The sequence below is a fragment of the Kitasatospora sp. NPDC004615 genome (genome assembly GCF_042873545.1).
Classification (GTDB): Bacteria; Actinomycetota; Actinomycetes; order Streptomycetales; family Streptomycetaceae; genus Kitasatospora.
Genome location: NZ_JBIALQ010000002.1, coordinates 582,071 through 608,235 on the forward strand (window position 1 = coordinate 582,071; position 26,165 = coordinate 608,235).

Below are 26,165 nucleotides of genomic sequence, written 5' to 3' on the forward strand. Positions count from 1 at the left end.
CCTCACGCGGGTGTCGTTGCGTCGTCCATCATCCCGGACATGCCGCTGCCCCGGCCGCCCGCACGAAGCGGAAGGCGGCCGGGGCAGCGACGGAGAGATCGCGAGGATCAGGCCTCGACAGCGGCCTCTTCGCCCTCGACGGCCTCGGTCTCGGCCTCTTCCTCGGTGGCCTCGGGGGCCTGGGCGCCGATGACCTGCAGCACGACGGCGTCGGCCTCGACGGCCAGCGCGACGCCGGCCGGCAGGGCGATGTCACCGGCGGTGATGGAGGCGCCGGCCTCCAGGCCCTCGATCGAGACGGTGACCGACTCGGGCAGGTGGGTGGCCTCGGCCTCGATCGGGAGCGCGTTCAGCACGTGCTCGACCAGGTTGCCGCCGGGGGCCAGCTCGCCCTCGGTGTGGACCGGGATCTCGACGGTGACCTTCTCGCCACGCTTGACCAGCAGCAGGTCGACGTGCTCGATGGAGCGCTTGATGGCCTCGCGCTGGACGGCCTTCGGCAGCACGTACTCGTCCTTGCCGTCGATCGGCAGGACCAGCAGGGCGTTCGGGGTCTTCAGGGCCATCATCAGGTCGTGGCCGGGCAGGTTCAGGTGAACCGGGGCGTGGCCGTGGCCGTAGACGACACCGGGGACGAAGCCGGCGCGACGGGCGCGACGGGCGGCACCCTTGCCGAACTCGGTGCGGGACTCAGCGGCGATGCGGATCTCGGACACGACTGCACTCCTCGGAAATGCGCAGGGGTGCAGGAACGACAGAACCGCCGGGCCACACCCTCAATAACGTTTGGGGGGACACTCGGCGGTTCGATCAAAGCGCATCGTTCTCGCGCGTCGATCACGGAGCACCGAAAACGGGCATCCCTCGCCGAGCAGTCTCCCCAGACTAACCGGGCGGTGGCGCGGACGTGAAATCGGCCCCCGGTTCCAGGCGGAACCGGGGGCCGATCAAGGGGCTGACAAGGGGTCAGCGCCCGCGAGAGGTCAGTGCACGCCCTCGAACAGGCTGGTGACCGAGCCGTCCTCGAACACCTCGCGCACGGCGGCGGCGATCGACGGGGCGATCGACAGCGTGGTGATCTTGTCCATCTGGAGCTCGGCCGGGGTCGGCAGCGTGTTGGTGAACACGAACTCGCTGACCCGGGAGTTCTTCAGCCGGTCCGCGGCGGGGCCGGAGAGCACGCCGTGGGTGGCGGCCACGATGACGTCGGCGGCGCCGGCGTCGAACAGCGCGTCGGCGGCGGCGCAGATGGTGCCGGCGGTGTCGATCATGTCGTCGACCAGGACGCAGGTGCGGCCGCGGACGTCACCGACCACCTCGGCGGAGAGGATGGTGTTGGCCTGCGTCATGTCGCGGCGCTTGTGGATGATCGCCAGCGGGGCGTCCAGGCGGTCGCACCACTGGTCGGCGACCTTCACCCGGCCGGCGTCCGGCGAGACGATGGTCAGCTTGGACCGGTCGGCGACCCGGTCGCCGACGTAGTCGGCGAGCATCGGCAGCGCGAACAGGTGGTCGACCGGGCCGTCGAAGAAGCCCTGGATCTGCGCGGTGTGCAGGTCCACGGCCATCAGGCGGTCGGCACCGGCCTGGCGCAGCAGGTCGGCCACCAGGCGGGCCGAGATGGGCTCGCGGCCGAGGTGCTTCTTGTCCTGCCGGGCGTAGCCGTAGAACGGGAGGATCGCGGTGATGCTGCGGGCCGACGCGCGCTTCAGCGCGTCGATCATGATCAGCTGCTCCATGATCCACTGGTTGATCGGAGCCGTGTGGCTCTGGATCACGAAGCAGTCGGCGCCGCGCGCGGAGTCCAGGAAGCGGACGTAGATCTCGCCGTTGGCGAAGTCCAGGGCCTTGGTCGGGACGAGTTCGGTGCCCAGCGAGCGGGCAACCTCCTCGGCAAGTTCCGGGTGGGCTCGACCGGAGAAGAGTTTGAGCTTCTTCTCACCGGAGGTCGTGATCCCGCTCACTGCACCGTCTCCTCGTGTATTTGCCACTCTGAGTGAGTACGCCGAGGCACGGCCCAGCAGGCCCGATGGCGCACGTATGTACTTCAGGTTACGCGCCCCGGACCGTGACCGACGGCCGGGGACCTCCGTTCAAGATCCCCGGCCGTCCGGTCCGGCTACTCCGGCGAGGACGCCTCGGCGGCGGCGCGGGCGGACGCCGAACCGGGCCGCTTCCGCTCAACCCAGCCTGCGATGTTGCGCTGCTGGGCCCGCGCGACGGCCAGCGAACCGGCCGGGACGTCGTTGGTGATCACGGATCCGGCGGCGGTGTAGGAGCCGTCACCGATCGTCACCGGGGCGATGAACATGTTGTCGGAACCCGTGCGGCAGTGGGCTCCGATGACCGTGCGGTGCTTGTTCACACCGTCGTAGTTCACTGTGACCGACGCCGCACCCACGTTGGTGCCCTCACCGATCGAGGCGTCCCCGATGTACGACAGGTGGGGCACCTTCGCGCCCTCGGCCAGCTGGGAGTTCTTGATCTCCACGTAGGTGCCGGCCTTCGCCTTCCGGGCCAGCACGGTGCCCGGCCGCAGGTACGCGTAGGGGCCGACCGAGGCCTCCGGGCCGATCTCGGCGCGCTCCGCCGTGGTGTTGCTCACACGGGCGCCCGCGCCGACCGAGGTGTCGGTCAGCGTGGTGTTCGGGCCGACCTCGCAGCCCTCGCCCAGGTGGGTCGCGCCGAGCAGCTGGGTACCGGGGTGCACCAGCGCGTCCGGCTCGTAGCCGACCTGGACGTCCATCCAGGTGGTGGCCGGGTCGACCACCGTCACGCCGGCCCGCATCGCGCGCTCCAGCAGCCGGTCGTTGAGCAGGCGGCGGGCCTCGGCCAGCTGCACCCGGTCGTTGATGCCGACGATCTCGCGGTGGTCCGCGGCCACCACCGCGCCCACCCGGTGGCCCTCGCGGCGCAGGATCTCCAGGGTGTCGGTCAGGTACTCCTCGCCCTGCGAGTTGTCGGTGCCGACCAGCGACAGCGCGTGCGCCAGCAGCTTGGCGTCGAACGCGAACACCCCGGAGTTGATCTCGTTGACCGCCAGCTGTTCGGGGCTGGCGTCCTTGTGCTCGACGATCGCCGCGACCGCGCCGTCGCTCTCGCGCAGGATCCGCCCGTAGCCGGTGGCGTCGGGGACGAGGGCGGTCAGCACGGTGACGCCGTTGCCCTGCTCGGCGTGCGCGGCGGCCAGCGCGGACAGCGTGCCGCCGGTCAGCAGCGGGGCGTCGCCGGTGGTGACCAGCACGGTGCCGTCCAGCTCCACGCCGTCGGCGGCCAGCGCCTGCAGCGCGGTGCGCACCGCGTGGCCGGTGCCGAGCTGCTCGGTCTGCACGACGGGGCGGGCCGCCGGGTACTGCTCGGCCAGGTGCGCCTGCACCAGCTCGCGCAGGTGGCCGATCACCACCAGCAGCTGACCGGGCGTCAACTCCTGGGCGGCGGACACCGCGTGGCCCACCAGGGAACGGCCGCAGATCTCGTGCAGCACCTTCGGCAGGGCCTTGGACTTCATCCGCGTACCGCCCCCGGCGGCGAGCACGATCACGGCAGCGGGCTGGTTTGCACTCACGCGGGAAGACTCCTCGGTCGATGCGGGGTGAGGGTGCACCGAGAATACCGAGACGAGACGGGCGGAAAACGACCGAAACGGTCGTGGAGGCTCCGCCGCTAGGATTCGAACCCAGACAAAGGCCTCCAAAGGGCCCTGTGCTGCCATTACACCACGGCGGAAAGGCGCGGTTGCCGCGCCCAGCACAGCCTACGGGTTGACGGCCCGTAGCTCCACCACCTTCCGCGAAGCACACGAACGACACACCCGACTCGGGTGGCCGTCCTGCCGGAATGCGACCGACGAACACCGCGACACGTCCGCGCGCGAGCCTTCCGCTTACCGCCGTCCGATACCTACGATGCCGTAGGTTACGGAAACGTAGGTATCCGCTGGCACCACCCTCCTCCCCCGGGAAGCGCCATGACCATCCAGGCCGGGCAGGCGCCGCCGAGCGCCGCCGAGGACCTTCTCCCCCGTCTGTCCGCCACCAGGGGTGGCGAGAAACAGGGCCCCGCAGAACGAATCACCCTCGCCCTGTTCATCGCGGTGCCGTTCCTGGCCCTGCTGGCCGCCGTCCCGATCGCCTGGGGCTGGGGCCTGTCCTGGCTGGACGCCGGCCTCGCCGTCGCCATGTACTTCCTCACCTGCCACGGCATCACCATCGGCTACCACCGCTACTTCACCCACAGCGCGTTCAAGGCCAAGCGGCCGCTGCGCATCGGCCTCGCCGTGCTCGGCTCGTTCGCCGTCGAGGGCCCGCTGGTGCGCTGGGTCGCCGACCACCGCAGGCACCACCGCTTCTCCGACAAGGAGGGCGACCCGCACTCCCCGTGGCGTTACGGCGAGAGCGTGCCCGCCCTGCTCAAGGGCCTGTGGTGGGCGCACATGGGCTGGATGTTCGACGAGGAGCAGACCCCGCAGCTCAAGTACGCGCCCGACCTGGTCCGCGACCCGGCCATGAGGCGCATCTCCCGGCTGTTCTGGCTCTGGACGACGCTCTCGCTGGCGCTGCCCGCGGTGATCGGCGGCCTGGCCACCTGGAGCTGGCAGGGCGCGCTGTCCGCCTTCTTCTGGGGCTCGCTGGTCCGGGTCGCCCTGCTGCACCACGTCACCTGGTCGGTCAACTCGATCTGCCACGCGGTCGGTTCACGCCCCTTCAAGTCCCGCGACAAGTCCGGCAACGTGTGGTGGCTGGCCGTACTGTCCTGCGGCGAGTCCTGGCACAACCTGCACCACGCCGACCCCACCTCGGCCCGGCACGGCGTTCTGCGCGGCCAGGTCGACTCCTCGGCGCGGGTCATCCGCTGGTTCGAGAAGGCGGGCTGGGCCACCGACGTCCGCTGGCCGGGTGCGGAGCGGATCGCCGCCCGCCGCGCCGCATGAGGCAGCGCCTGCAGCATGATGGAGGGGTGAACGGGACCAACGGAGACAGCGCCGGCCATCAGCAGCCTTCGCGGCGCGGCGCGGCCCGCGGCGCCGCCGCGAAGACAAGTGGCCGGGTGCGGATGACCGGCAAGCAGCGCCGCGAGCAGCTGCTGGAGATCGGCCGAACGGTCTTCGCCGAACGCGGCTACGACGGCACCTCGGTGGAGGAGATCGCCGAACGCGCCGGGGTCTCCAAGCCGGTCGTCTACGAGCACTTCGGCGGCAAGGAGGGCCTGTACGCCGTGGTCGTCGACCGCGAGATGCAGCTCCTGCTGGACATGGTCACCGGCGCGCTCACCGGCGGGCACTCCCGGGAGCTGCTGGAACAGGCCGCGTTCGCGCTGATGGACTACATCGACACCTCCACGGACGGCTTCAAGATCCTGGTCCGGGACTCGCCGGTGGCCCAGTCCACCGGCTCGTTCGCCTCGCTGATCAGCGACATCGCCACCCAGGTCGAGGACATCCTCGGCCTGGAGTTCAAGTCCCGCGGCTTCGACGCCCGACTGGCGCCGATGTACTCGCAGATGCTGGTCGGCATGGTGGCGCTGACCGGCCAGTGGTGGCTGGAAGTGCGCAAGCCCGCCAAGGCGGAGGTCGCCGCCCACCTGGTCAACCTCGCCTGGCACGGCCTGGAGGGCCTGGAACGGCACCCCAAGCTGGTCGGGGACCGCAAGAACTGACCGGCCCGGCCCCGTCACCGGGGCCACCGGGCCGTCCCGCACGACAGGAGAACCCGTTGACGGTCTTCCTGCTGGCCCTCGGCGCGGCCTGCTGCCTCGGACTCGGCTTCGTCCTGCAGCAGCACGCCGCCCAGCGCGCCCCCAAGGGCGACATGCTCCGCTGGCGGCTGCTGCTCGACCTGATGCGGATGCCCGACTGGCTGCTCGGCATCGGATTCATGATCGCCGGGCAGGTGCTGTCCGCGCTGGCGCTCAGCCAGGGCGAGGTCACCCTGGTCGAGCCGCTGCTGGCCACCAACCTGGTCTGGGCGATGCTGCTGGCCCGCCGGATCACCGGCACCCGGCTGGGCCGCTCCGGCTGGATCGGCGTCGCCCTGATCGCGCTCGGAGTCACCGCGTTCATCGCCGCCGGACAGCCCCAGGGCGGCGGCCCCGGCGTCGGACCGGTGCGGCAGTGGCTGGTCATCGGCACCGTCGCCGGCCTCGCCCTGCTGCTGGTCTCGGTGGCCCGCCGCCTCCCCCTGTTCGAGGAGGCCACCCTGCTCGCGCTGGCCGCCGGCCTGCTCTACGGCCTCCAGGACGCCCTCACCCGCTCCACCTTCGACCTGATCGACCAGCACGGCGCCACCGCCGCGTTCGCCTCCTGGCAGCCGTACACCGTGATCGGCATCGGCGTGGTCGGGCTGCTGCTGGTGCAGTCCGCGTTCGAGGCCGCGCCGCTGCGGATGTCGCTGCCCGCGCTCACCGCCGCCCAGCCGCTGGCCGGCATCGCCTGCGCGGTCGGATTCCTCGGCGACCGGGTCCGGATCACCCCCGCCGCGCTGGCCTGGCAGAGCGCCGGGATGGCCGCGATCGTGGTCGGCGTGGTGGTCCTCGGCCGCCACCCGGCCCTGCCCAGCGCGAAGTGACCCTCCCTCAGCGCCGGACCGCCACCGCGAACACCCGGCGGAACGGGAACACCGTGCCGTACTCGCCCGCCGGGTACGCCTCGCGCAGCAGCGCCCCGTACTCCGCCAGGAACGCCTGCCGCTCGCCCGGATCGGGCAGCCGCTCCAGCACCGGGCGCAGCGCGGTGCCCTTGACCCACTCCAGCACCGGGTCCGGCCCCTGCAGCACCGTCAGGTACGTGGTCTCCCAGACGTCCGCCGTGCAGCCCGCGGCCAGCAGCGCCTCCAGGTAACGCGCCGGGGCGTGGCAGGACGCGTCCGGGCGGACGGTGCCCAGCCGCTCGCGCCAGCGGGCGCTCTGCCTCAGCTCGGCGAGCAGGGTGTGGCTGGGGGCGGCGAAGTTGCCGGGCAGCTGGAAGGCGATCACCCCGCCGGGGCGCAGCGCCGCCGCCCAGCGCGGCAGCAGGGCGAGGTGGTCGGCGGTCGGGGTGTCCATCCAGTGCAGGGCGGCGTTGGACGCGATCAGGTCGGGCCGCTCGGGCGCGGGGTCGTACGCGGTGACGTCCTGCAGCCGGTACTCGGCGGTGGGCTCGCCGGTGGCCCGGGCGGTCTCCAGCAGGGCGGGCGAGGTGTCCAGGCCGAGCAGGCGGGCCTCGGGCCAGCGGCGTCGCAGCACGGCGGTGGAGTTGCCGGGGCCGCAGCCGAGGTCCAGCACGGTGGGGCGGGGCGGGAGTTCGGGGACCCGGGCGAGCAGTTCATTGAGCGGCCGGATGCGTTCCTCCGCGTAGCGCAGGTACTGGTGGGCGTCCCAGTCGGCGGGCATGGCGAACCTCCAGAAGTATCTCGACGTCAAGATATCTTTCGGACGCCGAGCGTTCCTTTGTTATCTCTTGATGTCAAGAGACTTCACATCGACACATCCCCCGATACACTGATCGTCATGGAGGACGAGGTCGACCGCCTGGTCGCAGCATGGCGCCGAGAGCGCCCCGACCTCGACGTGGAGCCCCTTGAGGTCCTCAGTCGGGTGAGCCGACTCGCCCGCCACCTGGACCGCGCCCGCCGCACCGCGTTCGCCGAGCACGGCCTCGAACCCTGGGAGTTCGACGTCCTCACCGCCCTGCGCCGGGCCGGAGACCCCTACCAGCTCTCCCCCGGCCAGCTCCTCACCCAGACCCTGGTCACCTCCGGCACCATGACCAACCGCATCGACCGCCTCACCACCAAGGGCCTGGTCGTCCGCCTCCCCGACCCCGACGACCGCCGCGGCGTCCTCGTCCGCCTCACCGACGCCGGCCGCGACAAGGCCGACCAGGCCCTGGCCGGCCTCCTCGCCCACGAACGCGAGATCCTCGCGCAGCTGGCACCCGCCCGGCGCGCCGAACTCGCGTCCCTGCTCCGCCAGTTGGTCATCCCTTTCGACCGGGCAGGTTGATTTTCGAGGGGCCGGAAGATCGGCTCTTCAGGGGCCCGGGGAACGGCGGGGCCAAGTCTGCGGTTGATCAACAGGGCCCTGGGCGTGCATACGTTTTGGGTCTCCCGATACCTCAAGACACCCGAAGCAGCACGACCGCATCGCAAGGTCTGACCATCCGCAGTCCCGGCCTCGCCGTTCCCCGAGCCCCTGAAGACAAAAACTCAAAAGCCGTCCGGATACAGGGCCGAGAGCGCCGGAGGCTTGTCCGGGGCACTCTTGTAGCCGGGCAGAAGCGCAGCCAAGCAGTCGCGAACCGCAGGATCCTCGTTGCCCGTCGCGGCCCCGTACAACGCGGTGAGGCCCCCCGCCAGGTCCTCGACGCCGGTCGCGTTCGCCGCCGTCGCGTAGATCCGCGGGTGCGCGGTGGGAAGCCGTTCCTCGGTGTCGGAGAACAGCGCCTCGTTGAGTTTCTCGCCCGCCCGCAGCCCGGTGTACCGGATCTCGACCTCCGCCGCGTCCAGCTGAACCTGTTCCGCGAAGTTGTGGACCAGGTCCACGATCCGCACCGGCTCCCCCATGTCGAGGACGAAGACCTCGCCGCCCTCGGCCATCCGTCCGGCCTCCAGGACCAGGCCGACGGCCTCCTCGATGGTCATGAAGAACCGGGTGACGTCGGGGTGGGTGACCGTCACCGGCCCGCCGCTGCGCAGTTGTTCCTCCAGGACGGACAGCAGCGAGCCGCGGGAGCCGAGGACGTTGCCGAAGCGGACGGCGGCGAACACGCCGGTGCCGAGGTTGCGGGCGTCCTTCGCGTTGGCCTGGACGATCAGCTCGGCGAGACGCTTGCTCGCGCCGAGGACGGAGGTGGGGTCGGCGGCCTTGTCGGTGGAGATCAGGACGAAGCGTTCGACGCCGGTGGCGAGCGCGGCCTCGACCAGGTGGTCGGTGCCGAGGACGTTGGACTTGACGGCCTCGCTGGGGTGGCGTTCCAGCAGCGGCAGGTGCTTGTGCGCGGCGGCGTGGAAGACGACCTCGGGGCGCAGGTCGCGGAAGATCTGCTGGATCCGCGGGCGGTCCCGGATGTCGGCGATCACCAGGGACTCGTCGGTGAGCAACGCCTCGCCCCAGATGTCGAGTTGGAGCCGGTGCAGGTTGGATTCGTCGTGGTCGAGCATGTACAGCGCGGCGGGGCCGAACGCCTGGACCTGGCGGCACAGTTCGCTGCCGATGGAGCCGCCCGCGCCGGTCACCAGGACCCGGCGGCCCTCGATGACGGTGCGGACGTCGGGCGAGACGACGTGGACCTCGTGCCGGCCGATCAGGCGGTTGACGTCCAGGGTGCGCAGGTCGGAGCCGACCACGGCGCGGCGCAGCGCGGACAGGAAGGACGGCAGGTAGCGGACGGCCGCGCCGGCCGCCGCGGCGGCGGTGGCGAGTTCCCGGACGCGCTGGTGCGGCAGGCCGGGGATGGCGAGGACGACCACCTGGGCGCGGTGGGCGAGGGCGTGGCGGGTGAGGTCGGCGAGCGGGCCGAGGACGGGGCGGCCGGAGACGTGCCGGCCGGCCTTGGCGGGGTCGTCGTCCAGTACCCCGACGGGGGTGAGGCCGAAGTCGGGGGTCCGGTCCAGGTCGCGGACCAGTGCCGTGCCGGCCGCGCCGGCCCCGACGACCAGGGTGCGCAGGCCGGCCGAGCCGTAGCGCTGCTCGGGGATGCGGGTGCGGGCGCGGGCTGCGTGCGGGCGTGCGGAAGCGCGGTGCGGCAACATCTGACCTCCGGTCTCGCTGACTCACGGAGTGGAAACCTGCTCGGAAGGCGGGGCTCGTTCAGCCCGCGCCGGGGCCTGCGGTCGAGGCGACGGTCGGCGGTGGGGCGGGGGCGGGCATGATAGGCGGCCCGGGCGGCTCGGAGGGGGCGATCCCGGCACGGCGGGCGACGGCGACCGCCGCGAGCGTGGAGTGCACCCCGAGCTTGCCCAGGACGTTCTGCATGTGGGTGCGGACGGTGTGCGGGGAGAGGAACAGCCGCTCGGCCACCGCCTGCCTGCCCAGGCCCGCGACCATGCAGCGCAGCACCTCCTCCTCGCGGGGGGTGAGCGCGGCGACCAGGCGTTCGCTCTCCGAGCGGTCCCGGCGGGCGGAGGTGAGTTCGCGGACCACCCCGGTCAGCAGGGCGGGCGGCAGGTGGGTCTCGTCGCGCAGCACGCCGCGGATCACGGCCATCAGCGCGCCCAGCGAACTTTCTCGTGCCACCCAGCCGTTGGCGCCGGCTTGCAGGGCGCGGACGGCCCGTTGCGGGTCGTCGGCGACGGCCAGCATCACGGCCCGCAGCGTCGGGTGGGCCCGGCAGGCCCGGCCGACCAGGGCGATCCCGTCGCCCGGCCGCATCCCGTCGGCGGGCGGCCGGGCGGCGGCCGGTGGGCGCGTCAACTGTCCGGCGGCGAGCCGCTGTTGGGGCACTCCGAGGTGGTGACGGGGTGGTGGTGCCGGGGCGGCGCCGAGGTCGGCGTCGACCAGCAGCACGTCGTACGGGCGGCGTTCGGCCGCCGCCCGTTCCAGCGCGCGTTCGGCCGCGGCGGCGCTGCCGGCCGCCCCGACGTCCACATCGGGCTCGGCGGCGAGCGCCGTGGCGAGTGCCTCGGCGAAAATACGGTGGCCGTCGACCACCAGGACGCGAATCCGCCCCATCGTCCTGCCCCCCTGCTCCTGGCCCGACCCCCACCGGTGCCTCAATCAGCGTACGGGCGGCCGCCCGTACGGCGTGGGGATTTGGTGAAGTTCCTGTACGCAGAGACTTCAGGGGTCGGAGTCGGGCCGGGAGCGGGGCTGGTCAGGCGCGGTGGGCGAGGGTGAATTCCCAGGCGTCGGCGACGATCCGGTCGAGCTCGGGGTGCTTCGGCGCCCAGCCGAGGGCCTCCCGGGCCCGGTCCGCGGCGGCCACCAGCACCGCCGGGTCGCCCGGGCGGCGGTCGGCGACCTGCACCGGGATCTCCCGCCCGGTGACCCGCTTGACCGACTCGATCACCTCGCGCACCGAGAAGCCGGTGCCGTTGCCGAGGTTGCAGATCAGGTGCTCACCGGGCTTGGCGGCGTCCAGCGCCAGCAGGTGCGCCTCGGCCAGGTCGGCGATGTGGATGTAGTCGCGGATGCAGGTGCCGTCCGGGGTCGGGTAGTCCTCGCCGAACACCGCGATGTGCGGGCGCTGCCCGAGCGCGGCCTGGAACACCAGCGGGATCAGGTGCGACTCCGGCTCGTGGCGCTCGCCGTAACGGCCGTACGCCCCGGCCACGTTGAAGTACCGCAGGCTGACGGCGGCTAGGCCGTGGGCGATCGCCTCGGAGGTGATCAGGTGGTCCACGGCGAGCTTGGTGGCACCGTAGGCGTTGGTCGGCGAGGTGCGCGCGGTCTCCTTGATCGGCACCTCCTCCGGCTCGCCGTACACGGCCGCGGTCGAGGAGAACACCAGCTTGCCGACGCCGGCCTTGCGCATCGCCGACACCAGCTCCAGCGAGCCGGCCACGTTGTTGCGCCAGTACTTCTCCGGGTCCGCCACCGACTCGCCGACCTGCGAGGACGCGGCGAAGTGCAGCACCCCGTCGAAGGACGCGTCGAGCACGTCGGAAGCGTCCTGGATCCGGCCGCGGACGAACTCCGCACCGTCCGGCACGGCCTCCGCGAAACCGGTCGACAGGTCGTCCAGCACCGTCACCCGGTGCCCCGCCTCCAGCAGGTGCGCCGCCACCACGCTGCCCACGTAGCCGGCTCCGCCTGTGACCAGGTACTTGCTCATGCCCTCGACCTCCGCAACACTCGGTGTTCCTCGCTCGGAGCATATGGCACTTGACTAAACGGCCGGTCGGACCGCCCAGTGGGGGTCGCGCCCGCTGAGCGCCAGCAGCGCCTCGAACGCGTCGTCCCCGGCGTAGCCCACCGGCTCCGCGAACATCCCCATCGCCCCGACCGGGCCCCGGTCCGCCCGGGTCGCGGACCTCGCCACCCGCAGCGGCCTGACGGTGCGCGGCCTGCGATGCCTGTTCGCCGCCCGGGTGGGCGTCCCCCGAAGTGGGTGGTCCTGCGCTACCGGATCCACGAGGCCCTGGAGGCGGCGCAGCGCCCGGGCGCCCCGGACTGGTCCCGGCTCGCCGCCGAGCTCGGCTACCGCGACCACGCGCACCTGACCCGCGAGTTCACCCGCACCGTCGGCGTCCCGCCCCCTGCCTACGCGGCGCGCTGAACACCGCTGCAACTCAGGCCAGTTGATCCAGCATGCCGGTCCGCGCGGCCAGCGCGGCGGCCTCCAGCCGGGAGCGGGCGCCGAGCTTGGTCAGCACCCGCTGGACGTGTGTGCGCGCCGTGGACGGGGCGATCCGCATCGCGGCGGCGATCGCCGCGGTGTCCTCGCCGTCGGCGATCCGGCCCAGCACCTGCACCTCGCGGCGGGTCAGCAGCCGCAGCAGCCGCACCGCCTCGTCGTCGGGCTCGACGACCGGCCACAGCAGGTGCTCGAACGCGGCACGCAGCACCTCGACCGCGACGGCCGCCTCCCCCGCCCGGACCCGGGCGATCGCCCGGTCCACCACGTCGATCCGCTCGTCGCTGCGCACGTAGCCCGCCGCACCGGCGGCGAACGCGGCCGCGACCCGGCCGGGCGCGCTCAGCGGCCCCAGCACCACCACGGCGATCTCCGGACGGTCGCGGCGCAGCCGGCGCAGCACGTCGAACGGGTCGTCCGGGCCGGCGGCCGTCCCGAGTAAGCACACCTCGGGGCGCCGCCCGATGACCAGGTCGAGCACCGAGCCGCACGGCGAACCCACGCCGAGCACCCGGTGGCCGCGCTGTTGCAGGGCGGTGCCCAGGGCTTCGGCCATCAGCCGGTGATCGTCCGCCACTACGAGCCGCACGCTCATGCCGCCCCCTCCCCGGTTCGGCAGGACAGACGCACCATCACAGCGCATTCGTGCGCGGGCCGCCAGGGGACGTACCGAAAAACCGCCGTCGCGGTTTGGCCAAGAGTCGGGAAACGGGCAAACGCCGAAGGCCCCGCCGAGTGGCGGGGCCTTCGTTTGCTGAGCCCCCATGCGGAATCGAACCGCAGACCTTCTCCTTACCATGGAGACGCTCTACCGACTGAGCTATAGGGGCTTGTTGCTCCGGGTTCCTGCGGTTCCCCTTGCGACGAGGAAGACATTACATGGTCGGCGGACCGGTTGGGAAATCAGCTTCGACCAGGTGGGCGGGCTAAACTGCCCGAGAAGACCCGATCTGCTCTGCAATGTCGCCCAGCAGCCGCGAACTCCCGTTCAGCGAAAGCGCGTGATCCCGTGTCAGCCCCCGGCCGCAGTCGTGCTTCCTCCGACCGTTCCGCCTGGTGGGCGCTGGCCCTGCGGCCGGCCCGGCCGCCGGTGCCGTGGCGGCCGATGGTGCGGGCGGCGCTCGGGATGGCGGTGCCGCTGTCGGCGGGCCTGCTGTTCGGCCGCCTGGATCTGGGCGTCTTCGCGGGGCTGGGCGCGATGCACGCCACCATGAACGACCGGGTGGAGCCGCTGCGGCTGCGCGCCCCGCGGATCGCGCTGGCGCTGACCGCCTCCACCACCGGCATGCTGATCGGCGCGGCGCTCCAGCACCTCGGCGCGGGCGGCCTGCTGGTCGGCATCGCGCTGACCCTTATCGGCTTCGCCGGCGGCGCCCTGTCCGCGACCGGCCCGCGCGGCTCGGCGGCCGGGATGCTGCTGCTGGTCTCGGCCTCGCTCGGCGGCGGCATGGCGCTGCCCCACCCGTGGTGGGCGGCGCCCGCGATGATGCCGTGCGGCGCGGCGCTGGTCCTGCTGCTGGGCCTGCACTACCGCACCGACGTCCGCACCGACCCGCGCACCGTCGCGCTGGCGGAGGTCTACCGGGCGCTCGGCGGCATGCTGGCCGCGGTCGGCACCCCAGACGGACCGGCGGCCCGCCGGGTGCTGACCGGACGCCTCAACCAGATGCAGGACCTGCTGCCGCCGACCCGCCCGGGCCGCCGCGAGTCGGAGCGGCTGCGCTGGCTGCGCCGCTCGTACGAGGCCGCGCTGGGCACCACCGAGGCCGCCGCCGGGCTGCTCTGGGCGTGGCGGCCGGTGCCGCCGGAGCTGGTGGAGTTCCCGGCGGCACTGGCCCGGCAGATCACCGGCGGACCCGAGCCCGCCTACCCGGACTGGCAGCCGGACACCCCGTCCCGGACGGCGTTCGACACGGCGCTGCGGGCCGCCGCCGACACCGTCTCGGGCCGCTGGGCGCCGCTGGACACCGCCGCCCCGCCGCCGCCCGACCCGTGGCGGCTGCGCGCCCGTCTGCTCTCGCCCGGCTCGGTGCGCTACGGCCTGCGGGTCGCGCTGTGCGTGGCGGTCGCCGAGGCGGCCGTCAACGCGCTGACGCTGAGCCGCAGTTACTGGGTGCCGCTGACGGTGGCGTTCGTCCTGAAGCCGGATCTGGGCTCGGTGTTCCATCGGGCCGTCAGCCGGGTGCTGGGCACCGTGCTCGGCATCGCGGCGACGGCGGTCCTGCTGGCCGTCACCACGGAGTCCTGGGCGCTGAGCGTCGCGGTGTCGCTGTGCGTGGCGCTGCTGCCGTACTCGACGGCCGCGCACTACGGGCTGAACACCGCCGTGATGACGCCGGTGGCGCTGATCCTGGTGCAGCTCGGCGGGGAGAGCGGCGCCGCCGAGTTCTGGCCGCGGGTGCTGGACACCACGCTGGCCAGCGCGATCGTGCTGGTCTTCGGCTACCTGCTGTGGCCCGAACGCGCCCCGCACCGGATCGAGCCCGGCATCGTCAAGGCCGCCGCCACCGTCCACGAGTACCTGGCCGCGGTGGCCCGGGTCGAACCCGTCGCCGAGGTGTGGCTGCGCCGCACCGCCTACCGGGCACTGGCCGACGCCCGCCGCCAGGTCGACCTGGGCCTGGCCGAACCCCCGCCCGCCGGACGCCTCGCCGAGGAGTGGCTGCCCGCCACCTCCGCACTGGAACGGCTGGCCGGCGCGGTCGCCGCGTACGCCGCCCAACTCCGTTACGGCGGACGGGAACCCGAACCGGAGGTGATCGAACGCGTCCTGCACTCGCTGGACCGCCTCACCGACGCCGCCCGCGCCCACCACCCGCCGTCCGGCCGCGCCGCCCGCCCGACCGGCCCGCACGACCCGACCCGCAGCGCACTGGCCCGGGCCGCGGACGAACTGGACGTCCTGCTCGGCTGACCCGCGAGGGCCGCGCACCCGCGGGTGCGCGGCCCTCGCCGGGCTCAGACCTGCTCGGCCAGCTCCAGCCAGCCCATCTCCAGCTCCTCCTTCTCCTCGCGGACCTTGCGCAGCTGCGCGTCCAGCTCGGCGACCTTGGAGAAGTCGGCGGCGTGCTCGGCGAGTTGGGCGTGCAGCTTGGACTCCTGCTGGTCCAGCTTGGCGATCTGCCGCTCCAGCTTCTGCATCTCCTTCTTCGCCGCCCGCAGGTCGCCCGCCGACAGGCCGGAGGTCTCCGCGGCGGCCGGGATCTGCGCGGCCGCGGCCGCGGCGGCGGCCTCCGCCATCGCGGTGCGGCGCTCCAGGTACTCGTCGACGCCGTTCGGCAGCATCCGCATCCGGCGGTCGCCGAGCAGCGCGTACGAGGTGTCAGTGGTCCGCTCGATGAAGAACCGGTCGTGGCTGATCACGATCATCGAGCCGGGCCAGCCGTCGAGCAGGTCCTCCAGCTGGTTGAGGGTCTCGATGTCCAGGTCGTTGGTCGGCTCGTCCAGGAACAGCACGTTCGGCTCGTCCATCAGCAGCCGCAGCAGCTGAAGGCGGCGGCGCTCACCACCGGACAGGTCGCCGACCGGCGTCCACTGCTTGTCCTTGCCGAAGCCGAACTGCTCGCACAGCTGCCCGGCGCTCATCTCCCGGCCCTTGCCGAGGTCCACCCGGCCGCGAATCTGCTCGACCGCCTGCAGCACCCGGGTCTCCGGGTCCAGCTCGGCCACCTCCTGCGAGAGGTACGCCAGGCGCACCGTCTTGCCGACCTTGATCACGCCGCCGGCCGGCTGCACGTCGCCCTCGGTCGCGTACGCGGCCTGCATCGCCCGCAGCAGCGAGGTCTTGCCCGCGCCGTTCACACCCAGCAGACCGATCCGGTCACCCGGGCCGAGCTGCCAGGTCAGCCGCTCCAGCAGCAGCTTCTCGCCCGCCTTGACGGTCACGTCCTCCAGGTCGAAGACCGTCCGGCCCAGCCGCGCGTTGGCGAACTTCATCAGCTCGGACTTGTCGCGCGGCTCCGGCACGTCCGCGATCAGCGCGTTCGCCGCCTCGATCCGGTACCGCGGCTTGGACGTCCGGGCCGGGGCACCGCGACGCAGCCACGCCAGCTCCTTGCGGGCCAGGTTCTGCCGCTTCTGCTCCTCCGTCGCCTCGATCCGGGAGCGCTCGGCGCGGGCGAACACGTAGTCCGAGTAACCACCCTCGTACTCGCGGACCTCACCACGCTGAACGTCCCACATCCGGGTGCAGACCTGGTCCAGGAACCACCGGTCGTGGGTGACGCAGACCAGCGCCGACCGGCGGTTCTGCAAGTGCTTCGCCAGCCAGGCGATGCCCTCCACGTCCAGGTGGTTGGTCGGCTCGTCCAGCACGATCAGGTCCGGCTCGCCGAGCAGCAGCTTCGCCAGCGCGATTCGCCTGCGCTCACCACCCGACAGCGGCCCGATCACGGTGTCCAGCCCGTTCGCGAACCCCGGCAGGTCAAGCCCACCGAACAGACCCTGAATGATGTCCCGGATCCGCGCATCGCCCAGCCACTCGTGGTCGGCCCGGTCCGCGATCACCTCGTGCCGGATCGTCGCCGTCGGATCCAGCGAGTCGTGCTGCGTCAGCACCGCCATCTGCAACCCACCGGAGTGGGTGATCCGCCCGCTGTCCGGCTCCTCCAGCTTCGCCAGCATCCGGATCAGCGTGGTCTTGCCGTCACCGTTCCGGCCCACCACACCGATCCGGTCCCCCTCACTGACGCCGAGACTCACCCCGTCCAGCAGGGCCCTGGTGCCGTACACCTTGGTGACGGACTCGATGGTGGCGAGGTTGACGGCCACGAAGCTGCACTCCTGGGGAAGGGGGGTGGAACGAACCCCCAGCCTAGTGCCGTCGAGCAAGCGACCAGGGGCGCGGGGAACGGCGCGACAAGCGCACACCACGTCCGAAACGTCGCGATCACGTGCAAGTCATGGCCCCGCGTCGCGATCTTGCCGCTGGGTGCCTTCCGCTTCGCGCAGTTCTCCCCCAGCCCTGGGGGGCTGGGAGGTGCCCCCACGCGCCCCTGGTTCGCCTTACCGCGCCCGGTCCAGCAGATCCCGCTGCTCCGCCGTCAGCTCCAGCTCCAGCGCCCCCAAGCTCTCCTCCAGCTGCGCCACCGACGACGCCCCCACCAGCGGAATCACCGGAAGCTCGCCGCCGAGCAGCCACGCCAGCACCACCTGGTTGCGGGTCGCCCCGGTCTCACGGGCCACCGCATCGAGCGCGGCGAGCCGGGCCGGGGTGCCGGCGTGGTCGAAGGACGGGCCGAGGGGCTTGTCGTCGCGGACGTAGGCGCCGCCGAGCAGCGGGGAGTAGGCGACCAGGGTGAGTTCGGGGCTCTCCTTGAGGTACGCGATCAGGTCGCCCTGGACGGCGGCCTGGTCGCCGTCCTGGCTGAGCAGGCCGGGCCAGTCGCCGCGGCGGCGCAGGTAGGTGTGGCCGTACTGGAGCACCTCGTAGCCGGGCAGCCCGGCCTGCGCAGCGATGTGGCGGGCCCGCTCGACCCGCCAGGACCAGTGGTTGGAGACGCCGAGCAGCCCGACCGTCCCCCCGTTCACGAGCTCCCCGAAGGCGTGCACGGTCTCGGCGAGCGGCACCGCGGTGTCCTCGATGTGCGCGTACAGCAGGTCGAGCTTCTCGACGCCGAGTCGCTTGCGGCTGGCCTCGGACGAGGCGCGGATCACCTCGGCGGACAGGCCCTCTCCGTTCTCGATGAACCCGGTGCCGGGGGCCTTCGGACGGGCGCCGAGCTTGGTGGCGATCACCACCTCGTCGGTGATGCCCCGGCTGGCCCGCCAGCGCCCGAGGACCTCCTCGCTGGTGCCGCCCTGGCTGCCGTCCTGCCAGTACGCGTAGTTGTTGGAGGTGTCGGTGAAGGTGCCGCCCGCCTCCACGTACCGGTCCAACACCGCGAAGGAGGTGGCCTCGTCGGTGAGCGTGCCGAACAGCATCGCGCCGAGGCTGAGCACGCTGACCTCGCGACGGGTGCGCGGGTCGGTTCCGATGGTGCGCTTGCGCATCCGGGTTCCCCTCGTCTCCGCGGCCCGCCCGGTGCGGGCCGCGGCAACGAGTCTCGAACCCGGAGCGCGCTCCAGGTCAAGCAGCGGCCCACGCGGGCGCGCGGCCAAGCCGTACCACCGCACAGCGCACGGCGAGCGCCCGTAATTGCCCGGCCTGTTCCTGCCGAGCGGTACTGCGCGAAGAGCACAACGGCGAAGCGGAGAGCCGGAGGTGTGCGATGACGGCAGTGGAGGACCGGCCGCACATGCTGGTCGAGGAGTTCGAACGCATCGCCCTGGCCGCCGAGCGCGAGGGCGTGCGGATGGAGTTCATCCACGGGCGGATCGGAGTCAAGGCAGCGCCCGACGGCGACCACGACGAGATCATCCGCTGGGTGATGGAACAGTGCGTGCAGCAGCGCCCCGACCTGTGGCTGTACCCCGAACGCGGGCTGCGGGTGGAGACCTGCCGCAAGGGCCACGCCCAGCCGGACGGCACGCTCGCCCCGAAGGGCGGCTTCGCCGGCCAGGGCGAATGGGCCGACGCCGACCAGGTCGTCATGGTGGTCGAGGTGACCTCGTACGACACCGACACCGACACCGACCGCCGCGACCGGGACGAGAAGCCGCGGGCCTACGCGGAGACCAGTATCCCGGTCTATCTCCTCATTGACCGGGACAGCTGCGAAGTGTTGGTCCACAGCGAGCCCGAGGACGGCCAGTACGCAAGCCTGGTGCGGCGGCCCTTCGGCAAGACCGTCGTGCTGCCCGACCCGGTCGGGATCAGCCTGGACACCGAACCGTTCAAGGCGTGGGTGCGCTGACCACCCTCGCCCCGGGCACCGGCCCGTACGTGGCGTGGGCCGTGCGGCAGGTGCCGGAGGTGCGGAGGGTGGCGGCGATGTGGGCGGCGGCGTCGGCGTCCTTGGCGAGGAAGGCGCAGGTGGGGCCGGAGCCGGAGACCAGGGCGGCGAGGGCGCCGGCCTCGGTGCCGGCGTGCAGGGTGTCGGCGAGCGAGGGGCGCAGGGAGACGGCGGCGGCCTGCAGGTCGTTGCTGAGGGCGTCGGCCAGCGCGACGGGGTCGCCGTCGGCGAGGGCGGCGAGCAGGGCGGGGTCGGCGTCGGGGGTGGGCACGTCGTCGATGGTGGCGCCGGTGCCGGACTCCTCGCGGATCCGGTCGCACTCGCGGAACACCGCCGGGGTGGAGAGTCCGCCGTCGGCGACCGCGAACACCCAGTGGAAGGTGCCGGAGACGGGCAGTGCCTCCAGGATCTCTCCGCGTCCCCGGCCCAGCGCGACGCCGCCGAGCAGCGCGAACGGGACGTCGGAGCCGAGCTCGGCGGCCAGCTCCAGCAGGGTCTCCAGCGGGGTGTCCAGGCCCCACAGCGCGTCGCAGGCGACCAGCGCGGCCGCACCGTCGGCGCTGCCGCCGGCCATGCCGCCGGCCACCGGGATGGCCTTGGCGATGTGCAGGTGGACGCCGGGGTCGGCGAGGCCGTGGTGCGCGGCGAGCAGGCGCGCGGCGCGGGCGGCCAGGTTGGTGCCGTCCAGCGGGACGGCGTCCGCGTCGGGGCCGGTGCAGGTCAGGGTGACGCCGTCGGCCGCGGTGGCGGTGACCTCGTCGCCGAGGGCGACGGCGAAGAACACGTTCGCCAGGTCGTGGTAGCCGTCGGGGCGGACCCCGCCGACGCCGAGCTGCACGTTGACCTTGGCGGGCACCCGGACCGTCACCATTACTGTTCCTGCGCCTTCGGCTTGTGCTCGGCGATCGCGGCGAACTGCTCGACCGTCAGCATCTCGCCGCGCAGCGTGTGGTCGATGCCCGCACCGCGCAGCGCCTCCTCGGCGGCGGCGGGCGAGCCGGCCCAGCCGGCCAGCGCGGCCCGCAGGGTCTTGCGGCGCTGCGCGAACGCGGCGTCCACGACGGCGAACACCTCGCGGCGGGTGGCGGTGGTGGACGGCGGGTCGCGGCGGATCAGCGAGACCAGGCCGGAGTCGACGTTCGGCGCGGGCCAGAACACGTTCCGCCCGATCGCGCCGGCCCGCTTCACGTCCGCGTACCAGTTGGCCTTCACGGACGGCACGCCGTACACCTTGTTGCCGGGCTTGGCGGCGAGCCGGTCGGCGACCTCGCTCTGCACCATCACCAGCGTGCGCTCGATGCTCGGGAACGTCTCCAGCATGTGCAGCAGCACCGGCACGGCGACGTTGTACGGCAGGTTCGCCACCAGCGCGGTCGGCGCGGGGCCGGGCAGCTCGGTGACGTCCATCGCGTCGCTCAGCACCAGGTCGAAATTGGCGGCCTTGCCCGGCATCCGGCCCTTGACGGTGTCCGGCAGGTGCCGCGCCAGCAGCGGGTCGATCTCCACCGCCGTCACGTGCCGCGCCACCTCCAGCAGCGCCAGCGTCAGAGACCCGAGCCCCGGCCCGACCTCGACCACCGCGTCCTTCTCCGTCACCTCCGCCGCCCGCACGATCCGCCGCACGGTGTTCCCGTCGATCACGAAGTTCTGCCCGCGCTGCTTCGTCGGCTTCACGCCGAACGCCTCGGCCAGCGCACGAATGTCGGCAGCCCCCAGCAGGTGGCCGTCAGAGGTGGGTTCGGTGGTGCTCACCCGCCAAGGATACGGGGGTCAGAGCTCCACCAACTGCTTGAGATCGATCTCGACCGGGAACGGCAGGTCGGTACGGAGCAGTCCCTCGTGCACGGCGACCGGAAGATAGACGCCCTGCAGCTCGTCACGCCGGAACTCGTGCACGACGGGGAGGTCGTTGTCGCCGCGCTCGACCCGCCAGTAGGACGGGATTCGCTGCTCGGCGTAGATCCCGGGCTTGCTGAAACGGTCTGCCACACGTGAGCCGGGCGACACCACCTCAACGGCCAGAACCACCGACTCGGGCGGAGTGCACTCCAACTCGAAAACGTTCAGGTCGGTCCGGTCGAACACGACGACATCGGGCAGGAGAACGGTGTACTCGTCGATCAGCACACAGCGCTCGGCGTCTGCGACGTAGGGCTCGACCCGAGCCGCTCGAAGCGCCGAGTACAGCTCGTTGCGCACCCGGTCGTGCCACCACTTCGTCTGCCCCCGGACCACGATCGCTCCGTCCACCAGTTCCCACTTGAACGGCAGGTCGATCACGCTGAGCTCGCTGTACGTCCAGCCATTCGCCGGCGGGTACATCAAGTCGATCGGTTCGGCGCTCATCACAGCCTCCTCACTGCCTCCATGCTAACGAGCGGACCCCGCACCGGGATGCGGTCAGTACCCGAACGCCCGCGCCGTGTTGGCGCTGATCGCCGTCGCCAACTCGTCCTCCCCCAGCGTCAGATGGGCCGCCATTGCGCGCAGCGTGACCGGGATCAGGTAGGGGGCGTTGGGGCGGCCGCGGTAGGGGTGGGGGGTGAGGAAGGGGGCGTCGGTCTCGATCAGGACGCGGTCGAGGGGGGTGGCGGTGAGGGCCTCGCGCAGGGGGTGGTTGGCCTTGTAGGTGACGGGGCCGGCGAAGGAGAGGTACCAGCCGTGTTCGGCGCAGGTCCTGGCCATGGCGGCGTCGCCGGAGTAGCAGTGGAAGATCGTGCGCTCGGGGGCGCCTTCTTCGAGCAGGACGGCGATGACGTCCTCGTGGGCGTCGCGGTCGTGGATGACGAGTGCCTTGCCGTGGCGCTTGGCGATCTCGATGTGGCGGCGGAAGGACTCCTTCTGCAGGTCGACGCCCTCGGGGCCGGTGCGGAAGTAGTCGAGGCCGGTCTCGCCGACGGCGAGGACGTGCGGCAGGGCGGCGAGGCGGTCGATCTCGCCCAAGGCCTTGTCGAGAGCGTCCTGGCCGCCGGGCGAACGGCGCTGGCCAGACCAGTTGTCGGGGTCGCCGAGGAAGATCCGCGGGGCCTCGTTGGGGTGCAGCGCGACGGCGGCGTGCACCTGCTCGTACTCGGCGGCGAGGTCCGCGGCCCACTGCGAGCCGGGTACGTCGCAGCCGACCTGGACGACGGTGGTGACGCCGACGGACGCGGCGCGGGCCAGTCCCTCGGCGGGGGTACCGGACTGCATGTCGAGGTGGGTGTGCGAGTCGGCGACGGGGACGGCGAGCGGCTCGGGGAGCGGCGGCGGGGTGTTGCGGTCGTCGTTCTTCTTGCTGGCCATCAGGAGGCGATCTTCTCTTCGAGTCGGCGAGGCGGCGGACGGCGGCACGGCGGTGGCCCCCGACGAAATCCTAGTCACCGGAGAACGCCGCGGCCCCGGACCGCACGGGCGGTCCGGGGCCGGGGGTCGGTCGGTTCAGCGGGGGCGGTGGCTCCGGAAGAGGCGGTTCCACCAGTGCAGGACCCTCGGCTTGCGGGGCTTCTGCGGACCCTCGGGTTCAGCGGTGGGGGCGTAGCCGGGGGCGGCGGCCATGGCGGCCAGTCCGGCCACTCGGCCGGCCCGCATGATCCGGACCCGTTCGCCGCCGCAGCCGGGGCAGACCAGTTCACGCAGCGGGGACGGCACCTTGACGCCGTTCGCCTTGTACTCGACCAGGATGTGTCCGTCCCGGTCCATGTGGTGTTCGATGTCGTACGCCTGCTCCCAGCCGTAGCCGCAGTTGAGGCAGACGAAGGAGTAGGCCTCACGGACCGTCTCCACGGGGGTTCGCGGCCGGGTGGTCAGCCCGAGGCCGCTGGGCGCTCCGCCTTCCAGGGGGCTGTCGATCGTGTCGCTCATGCGCCACCTCGCTTCGCTCGGAGCCCGTCGCCCGACCTGGCGGGCCCGGCGCGGGTCTTTCCATCCCAGGGAATGCCCGGGAGGGTCCGTCCGATGCCCGGCTTGCCAAGTCTTGGTTCCGAATTGGCCCTCCGCTGGGGTTGCTCATTCCAACGTACGACCGATTTCGGCCACGGGCACTCGTCGGGTCAGCCGGCGTGCTTGGCAGCCGCCACGGCACCGAACTCGTCGGGTCAGCCGGCGTGCTTGGCGGCCACCACGGCGTCGAACTCGTCGGGTCAGCCGGCGTGCTTGGCGGCCGCCACGGCGTCGAACTCGTCGGGTCAGCCGGCGTGCTTGGCGGCCACCACGGCACCGAACTCGTCGGGTCAGCCGGCGTGCTTGGCGGCCACCACGGCACCGAACTCGTCGGGTCAGCCAGCGTGCTTGGCGGCCACCACGGCGTCGAAGACGACGGACTTGCGCAGGCCGAGTTCGGTGGCGACGGCGGCGATCGCCTCCTTGCGGCGTTCGCCGGCCTCCTCGCGGGCGGCGACCCGGCGGGCGAGTTCGGCGGGGCCGACCTCCTCGGGGGCGGCCGGCGGGGCGCCGGCCACCACGACGGTGATCTCGCCCTTGACGCCGTCGGCGGCCCAGGCGGCGAGTTCGGCGAGCGGGCCGCGCTTGACCTCTTCGTAGGTCTTGGTGAGTTCGCGGCAGACCGCGGCGGGCCGTTCGGCGCCGAACGCCTCGGCCATCGCGGCGAGGGTTTCGGCGATCCGGTGCGGGGCCTCGAAGAACACCATGGTGCGCGGTTCGGCGGCGATCTGGGCGAGCTGCCGGGAGCGGTCGCCGGCCTTGCGGGGCAGGAAGCCCTCGAAGGTGAACCGGTCGACCGGCAGCGCGGACAGCGCCAGCGCGGTGAGCACGGCGGACGGGCCGGGCACGGCGGTCACCTTGATCCCGGCGGCGACGGCCGCGTCCACCAGCCGGTAGCCGGGGTCGGAGACGGAGGGCATGCCGGCGTCGGTGACCAGCAGGACCCGGGCGCCGTCCTGGAGGGCGGCGACGAGTTCCGGGGTGCGGGCGACCTCGTTGCCCTCGAAGTAGGACACCACCCGGCCGGTCGGCGTCACGCCGAGGGCCTGGGTCAGCCGGCGCAGCCGCCGGGTGTCCTCCGCCGCGATCACGTTCGCCTCGGCGAGTTCGGAGCGCAGTCGGGGCGGCGCGTCCTCGACGTCGCCGATGGGGGTACCTGCCAGTACGAGAACACCAGTCACGGCACCATCCTCCCCTACCGGAGGGGGGTCCTCACCGGGACGGACGCGGCGCGGTGCGGCGCGGGCCGTACGGGGACCCCTTGTGACTTCAGCCATTGCCCCTACGATGTGGCCCGTGAGCGGCGACATGGACAGTGGTATGGACCACCCTGAATGGGGTGGCGTGAGCGTGCTGGAATCGGCCGATCCGGCCGCCGTTCCGGCACCGCGCGCCGAGCCCGAGCCGGACTCCCGGTGGGCCCGGGCGCTGTCCGGCGTGGGCTACCGTGCGCCGCGGCGCACGGCGGTGGACGAGCAGTTGGTGCCGCCGATGCCGGACGGGCCGGGCGTCACTCCGGAGCGCGTCGCGCCGTCCCCGCTGCTGGCCCGGCTGGGCATCCGGCTGCCGGACGCGCTCTGGGCGTGGCTGTGCCGCTGGTCCGGCTGGCTCGGCCCCATCGCGGTGGCCGCGTTCGCCGGCGTGCTGCGCTTCGTCAACCTCGGCGGGCCGCACGCGCTGATCTTCGACGAGACGTACTACGCCAAGGACGCGTACTCGCTCTGGCAGGTCGGTTACGAGACCAACTGGTCCGACGACGCCAACAACCTGATCACCGGCCCGAATCCGACCGTCCCGTTCCGCACCGACCCGGCGTACATCGTGCATCCGCCGGTCGGGAAGTGGATCATCGGCCTGGGCGAGCAGATCTACGGCATGAACCCGTTCGGCTGGCGGTTCATGATGGCCGTGCTCGGCACCCTGTCGGTGCTGATGCTGGCCCGGATCGGGCGGCGGCTGTTCCGCTCCACCCTGCTGGGCTGCGTGGCCGGGCTGCTGATGTCGGTCGACGGCCTGCACTTCGTGCTCAGCCGCGCCGCGATCCTCGACCTGATCGTGATGTTCTTCTTCCTGGCCGCGTTCGGCCTGCTGCTGATCGACCGGGACAGGAGCCGCGCCCTGGTCGCCGCCCGTCTCGAACAGGGCCTCGGCGGCGAGTGGTGGCACCTCGGCTGGCGGCCCTACCGCCTGGCGGCGGGCGTCAGTCTCGGCCTGATGATGGGCACCAAGTGGAGCGGCGGCCCGGCGATCCTCGCGTTCCTGCTGCTCAGCGCGTTCTGGGACTCCTCGGCCCGCCGCCTGGCCGGCGGTATCCGCCGCACCCCGGACGGGCGGCCGATCGGCGAAGGCGGACGGCTGCTACGGCACGCCTGGGACTTCTTCTGGTCCGGCCTGACTCTCGGCCTCACCGCGCTGGCCACCTACCTGGTCACCTGGACCGGCTGGATCATGTCCTCGACGCAGCCCGGCAAGGGCGGCTACTTCCGCGACTGGGCGGTGCAGAACCCGGGCGGCTTCGGCCCGGACTGGCTGCGCAGCCTGTGGCACTACCACTACACGATGTGGGACTTCCACACCCACCTGCACAGCCCGCACACCTACCAGTCCAACCCGTGGAGCTGGATGGTGCTGGGCCGCCCGGTGTCGTTCTTCTACGAGTCGCCGAAGAACGGCCAGGACGGCTGCACCACCTCCGACTGCGCCCGTGAGGTGCTGGCGATCGGCACCCCGCTGCTGTGGTGGGCGGGCATCGCCGCGCTGCTGTACTGCCTGTACCGCTGGCTGTGGCGCCGCGACTGGCGGGCGGCGGCGCTGCTGAGCGGCGTGGCGGCCGGCTACCTGCCCTGGTTCATGTACCAGGAGCGCACGATCTTCCTGTTCTACGCGGTGTGCTTCGTGCCGTTCATGGTGCTGGCGGTGACGATGATGATCGGCGCGATGCTGGGCCCCGCCGACGCCTCGCCGGACCGCCGGCTGGCGGGGGCCACGGGTGCGGGTCTGCTGATCGCAGCGATCATGTGGAATTTCCTGTACTTCTATCCGATCTACACCGGCCAGACGATCCCCATGTCGGACTGGAACGGCCGAATGTGGCTCAGCACCTGGATCTGAGCCACCGGAACCACACCGGAAACCGTGTACCGGAT

At 72.3% G+C, this 26,165-nt stretch carries 24 protein-coding genes, 2 tRNA genes and 1 pseudogene; 8 read left to right on the forward strand and 19 right to left on the reverse strand.

The window, feature by feature from the left end; genetic code table 11:
* Positions 1-107: 107 nt before the first annotated feature.
* From ACFYS8_RS09475 to ACFYS8_RS09490, 4 genes are all read right to left on the reverse strand, one after another.
* Positions 108-716 carry a 50S ribosomal protein L25/general stress protein Ctc gene (locus ACFYS8_RS09475; RefSeq protein WP_387638090.1) on the reverse strand — a complete coding sequence of 203 codons (609 nt, stop codon included), beginning with the start codon at positions 714-716 and terminating at the stop codon, positions 108-110.
* 267 nt (positions 717-983) lie between these two features.
* Positions 984-1,964 (reverse strand): ribose-phosphate diphosphokinase, encoded by a 981-nt coding sequence (locus ACFYS8_RS09480; RefSeq protein WP_387638093.1) that lies wholly within the window; start codon positions 1,962-1,964, stop codon positions 984-986.
* Positions 1,965-2,119: 155 nt separating this feature from the next.
* The gene (gene glmU / locus ACFYS8_RS09485) at positions 2,120-3,565 is read right to left on the reverse strand and encodes a bifunctional UDP-N-acetylglucosamine diphosphorylase/glucosamine-1-phosphate N-acetyltransferase GlmU (protein WP_387638096.1); all 1,446 of its coding nucleotides are present in this window, start codon (positions 3,563-3,565) and stop codon (positions 2,120-2,122) included.
* A gap of 90 nt (positions 3,566-3,655) precedes the next feature.
* Positions 3,656-3,726 (reverse strand) — tRNA-Gln (locus ACFYS8_RS09490).
* Positions 3,727-3,967: 241 nt separating this feature from the next.
* Between ACFYS8_RS09490 and ACFYS8_RS09495 the strand changes: the two genes are divergently transcribed.
* The 3 genes from ACFYS8_RS09495 to ACFYS8_RS09505 are packed head-to-tail and all read left to right on the forward strand — an operon-like array spanning position 3,968 to position 6,563.
* Complete coding sequence (locus tag ACFYS8_RS09495; protein ID WP_387638099.1) at positions 3,968-4,930, forward strand: acyl-CoA desaturase; 963 nt, start codon at positions 3,968-3,970, stop codon at positions 4,928-4,930.
* Positions 4,931-4,956: 26 nt separating this feature from the next.
* Positions 4,957-5,655 carry a TetR family transcriptional regulator gene (locus ACFYS8_RS09500; protein ID WP_387638102.1) on the forward strand — a complete coding sequence of 233 codons (699 nt, stop codon included), beginning with the start codon at positions 4,957-4,959 and terminating at the stop codon, positions 5,653-5,655.
* Between the two features lie 56 nt (positions 5,656-5,711).
* The gene (locus ACFYS8_RS09505) at positions 5,712-6,563 is read left to right on the forward strand and encodes a DMT family transporter (protein ID WP_387638104.1); all 852 of its coding nucleotides are present in this window, start codon (positions 5,712-5,714) and stop codon (positions 6,561-6,563) included.
* A 7-nt stretch (positions 6,564-6,570) separates the two neighbouring features.
* On the opposite strand, the gene ACFYS8_RS09510 is transcribed toward ACFYS8_RS09505, so the two are convergent.
* Entirely contained in the window at positions 6,571-7,365 is a 795-nt protein-coding gene (locus tag ACFYS8_RS09510; RefSeq protein ID WP_387638107.1) for a methyltransferase domain-containing protein, read from the reverse strand.
* Between the two features lie 117 nt (positions 7,366-7,482).
* Between ACFYS8_RS09510 and ACFYS8_RS09515 the strand changes: the two genes are divergently transcribed.
* Entirely contained in the window at positions 7,483-7,977 is a 495-nt protein-coding gene (locus ACFYS8_RS09515; protein WP_387638109.1) for a MarR family winged helix-turn-helix transcriptional regulator, read from the forward strand.
* A 203-nt stretch (positions 7,978-8,180) separates the two neighbouring features.
* On the opposite strand, the gene ACFYS8_RS09520 is transcribed toward ACFYS8_RS09515, so the two are convergent.
* The 4 genes from ACFYS8_RS09520 to ACFYS8_RS09535 all read right to left on the reverse strand — a co-directional run bounded on the left by ACFYS8_RS09520 (position 8,181) and on the right by ACFYS8_RS09535 (position 11,953).
* Entirely contained in the window at positions 8,181-9,725 is a 1,545-nt protein-coding gene (locus ACFYS8_RS09520) for a polysaccharide biosynthesis protein (RefSeq protein ID WP_387638112.1), read from the reverse strand.
* Between the two features lie 58 nt (positions 9,726-9,783).
* The gene (locus ACFYS8_RS09525) at positions 9,784-10,644 is read right to left on the reverse strand and encodes a LuxR C-terminal-related transcriptional regulator (protein ID WP_387638115.1); all 861 of its coding nucleotides are present in this window, start codon (positions 10,642-10,644) and stop codon (positions 9,784-9,786) included.
* A 142-nt stretch (positions 10,645-10,786) separates the two neighbouring features.
* On the reverse strand, positions 10,787-11,746 hold the full coding sequence (galE, locus tag ACFYS8_RS09530; RefSeq protein ID WP_387638118.1) for a UDP-glucose 4-epimerase GalE: 960 nt from the start codon (positions 11,744-11,746) through the stop codon (positions 10,787-10,789).
* 54 nt (positions 11,747-11,800) lie between these two features.
* Positions 11,801-11,953, reverse strand: coding sequence for a hypothetical protein (locus ACFYS8_RS09535; protein ID WP_387638121.1), 153 nt, complete (start codon positions 11,951-11,953; stop codon positions 11,801-11,803).
* Between ACFYS8_RS09535 and ACFYS8_RS09540 the strand changes: the two are divergent.
* Positions 11,934-12,190, forward strand: a pseudogene (locus tag ACFYS8_RS09540) (helix-turn-helix domain-containing protein); the annotation flags it as partial. The gene ACFYS8_RS09535 and the pseudogene ACFYS8_RS09540 overlap by 20 nt on opposite strands.
* Positions 12,191-12,203: 13 nt before the next feature.
* Here ACFYS8_RS09540 and ACFYS8_RS09545 read toward each other — a convergent pair.
* Positions 12,204-12,863, reverse strand: a complete 660-nt coding sequence (locus ACFYS8_RS09545; protein WP_387638124.1) for a LuxR C-terminal-related transcriptional regulator — start codon at positions 12,861-12,863, stop codon at positions 12,204-12,206.
* Positions 12,864-13,025: 162 nt separating this feature from the next.
* Positions 13,026-13,098 (reverse strand) — tRNA-Thr (locus ACFYS8_RS09550).
* 179 nt (positions 13,099-13,277) lie between these two features.
* On the opposite strand from ACFYS8_RS09550, the gene ACFYS8_RS09555 reads away from it, so the two are divergent.
* Positions 13,278-15,182, forward strand: coding sequence for an FUSC family protein (locus tag ACFYS8_RS09555; RefSeq protein WP_387638127.1), 1,905 nt, complete (start codon positions 13,278-13,280; stop codon positions 15,180-15,182).
* A 44-nt stretch (positions 15,183-15,226) separates the two neighbouring features.
* Here ACFYS8_RS09555 and ACFYS8_RS09560 read toward each other — a convergent pair whose 3' ends face one another.
* Both ACFYS8_RS09560 and ACFYS8_RS09565 read right to left on the reverse strand, forming a co-directional pair.
* Positions 15,227-17,038: an ABC-F family ATP-binding cassette domain-containing protein gene (locus ACFYS8_RS09560; RefSeq protein WP_387638129.1), complete on the reverse strand. Its 1,812-nt coding sequence runs from the start codon at positions 17,036-17,038 to the stop codon at positions 15,227-15,229.
* A 234-nt stretch (positions 17,039-17,272) separates the two neighbouring features.
* Entirely contained in the window at positions 17,273-18,259 is a 987-nt protein-coding gene (locus ACFYS8_RS09565) for an aldo/keto reductase (RefSeq protein ID WP_387638131.1), read from the reverse strand.
* Between the two features lie 218 nt (positions 18,260-18,477).
* Here ACFYS8_RS09565 and ACFYS8_RS09570 point away from each other — a divergent pair, with 218 nt between their 5' ends.
* Positions 18,478-19,062 (forward strand): Uma2 family endonuclease, encoded by a 585-nt coding sequence (locus tag ACFYS8_RS09570; protein ID WP_387638134.1) that lies wholly within the window; start codon positions 18,478-18,480, stop codon positions 19,060-19,062.
* Here the strand turns inward: ACFYS8_RS09570 and ACFYS8_RS09575 are convergent.
* From ACFYS8_RS09575 to rsmI, 6 genes are all read right to left on the reverse strand, one after another.
* A complete protein-coding gene (locus ACFYS8_RS09575; RefSeq protein ID WP_387638136.1) occupies positions 19,043-19,972 on the reverse strand; it encodes a 4-(cytidine 5'-diphospho)-2-C-methyl-D-erythritol kinase in 930 nt (309 codons plus the stop codon). The two genes, ACFYS8_RS09570 and ACFYS8_RS09575, sit on opposite strands and share 20 nt — an antisense overlap.
* Positions 19,972-20,853, reverse strand: coding sequence for a 16S rRNA (adenine(1518)-N(6)/adenine(1519)-N(6))-dimethyltransferase RsmA (gene rsmA, locus ACFYS8_RS09580; protein WP_387638138.1), 882 nt, complete (start codon positions 20,851-20,853; stop codon positions 19,972-19,974). The genes ACFYS8_RS09575 and rsmA overlap by 1 nt, the downstream gene beginning before the upstream one ends.
* Before the next feature lie 18 nt (positions 20,854-20,871).
* Positions 20,872-21,447 (reverse strand): Uma2 family endonuclease, encoded by a 576-nt coding sequence (locus ACFYS8_RS09585; protein ID WP_387638140.1) that lies wholly within the window; start codon positions 21,445-21,447, stop codon positions 20,872-20,874.
* Positions 21,448-21,501: 54 nt separating this feature from the next.
* Positions 21,502-22,383: a TatD family hydrolase gene (locus ACFYS8_RS09590; RefSeq protein WP_387638142.1), complete on the reverse strand. Its 882-nt coding sequence runs from the start codon at positions 22,381-22,383 to the stop codon at positions 21,502-21,504.
* Between the two features lie 135 nt (positions 22,384-22,518).
* Positions 22,519-22,941 (reverse strand): hypothetical protein, encoded by a 423-nt coding sequence (locus ACFYS8_RS09595; RefSeq protein WP_387638144.1) that lies wholly within the window; start codon positions 22,939-22,941, stop codon positions 22,519-22,521.
* Between the two features lie 413 nt (positions 22,942-23,354).
* Positions 23,355-24,200, reverse strand: coding sequence for a 16S rRNA (cytidine(1402)-2'-O)-methyltransferase (gene rsmI, locus ACFYS8_RS09600; RefSeq protein WP_387638146.1), 846 nt, complete (start codon positions 24,198-24,200; stop codon positions 23,355-23,357).
* A gap of 139 nt (positions 24,201-24,339) precedes the next feature.
* On the opposite strand from rsmI, the gene ACFYS8_RS09605 reads away from it, so the two are divergent.
* A complete protein-coding gene (locus ACFYS8_RS09605; RefSeq protein WP_387638873.1) occupies positions 24,340-26,130 on the forward strand; it encodes a dolichyl-phosphate-mannose--protein mannosyltransferase in 1,791 nt (596 codons plus the stop codon).
* Positions 26,131-26,165: the final 35 nt, after the last annotated feature.

Bases quoted from the DNA above. Each gene is read 5' to 3' on its own strand.
- ACFYS8_RS09495 (WP_387638099.1), top strand. From the start codon at position 3,968: ATGACCATCCAGGCCGGGCAGGCGCCGCCGAGCGCCGCCGAGGACCTT.
- ACFYS8_RS09595 (WP_387638144.1), bottom strand. From the start codon at position 22,941: ATGAGCGACACGATCGACAGCCCCCTGGAAGGCGGAGCGCCCAGCGGC.
- ACFYS8_RS09515 (WP_387638109.1), top strand. From the start codon at position 7,483: ATGGAGGACGAGGTCGACCGCCTGGTCGCAGCATGGCGCCGAGAGCGC.
- ACFYS8_RS09565 (WP_387638131.1), bottom strand. From the start codon at position 18,259: ATGCGCAAGCGCACCATCGGAACCGACCCGCGCACCCGTCGCGAGGTC.
- ACFYS8_RS09525 (WP_387638115.1), bottom strand. From the start codon at position 10,644: ATGGGGCGGATTCGCGTCCTGGTGGTCGACGGCCACCGTATTTTCGCC.
- galE (WP_387638118.1), bottom strand. From the start codon at position 11,746: ATGAGCAAGTACCTGGTCACAGGCGGAGCCGGCTACGTGGGCAGCGTG.
- ACFYS8_RS09605 (WP_387638873.1), top strand. From the start codon at position 24,340: ATGGACCACCCTGAATGGGGTGGCGTGAGCGTGCTGGAATCGGCCGAT.
- ACFYS8_RS09575 (WP_387638136.1), bottom strand. From the start codon at position 19,972: ATGGTGACGGTCCGGGTGCCCGCCAAGGTCAACGTGCAGCTCGGCGTC.
- ACFYS8_RS09585 (WP_387638140.1), bottom strand. From the start codon at position 21,447: ATGAGCGCCGAACCGATCGACTTGATGTACCCGCCGGCGAATGGCTGG.
- ACFYS8_RS09520 (WP_387638112.1), bottom strand. From the start codon at position 9,725: ATGTTGCCGCACCGCGCTTCCGCACGCCCGCACGCAGCCCGCGCCCGC.
- ACFYS8_RS09510 (WP_387638107.1), bottom strand. From the start codon at position 7,365: ATGCCCGCCGACTGGGACGCCCACCAGTACCTGCGCTACGCGGAGGAA.
- ACFYS8_RS09545 (WP_387638124.1), bottom strand. From the start codon at position 12,863: ATGAGCGTGCGGCTCGTAGTGGCGGACGATCACCGGCTGATGGCCGAA.
- ACFYS8_RS09570 (WP_387638134.1), top strand. From the start codon at position 18,478: ATGACGGCAGTGGAGGACCGGCCGCACATGCTGGTCGAGGAGTTCGAA.
- ACFYS8_RS09590 (WP_387638142.1), bottom strand. From the start codon at position 22,383: ATGGCCAGCAAGAAGAACGACGACCGCAACACCCCGCCGCCGCTCCCC.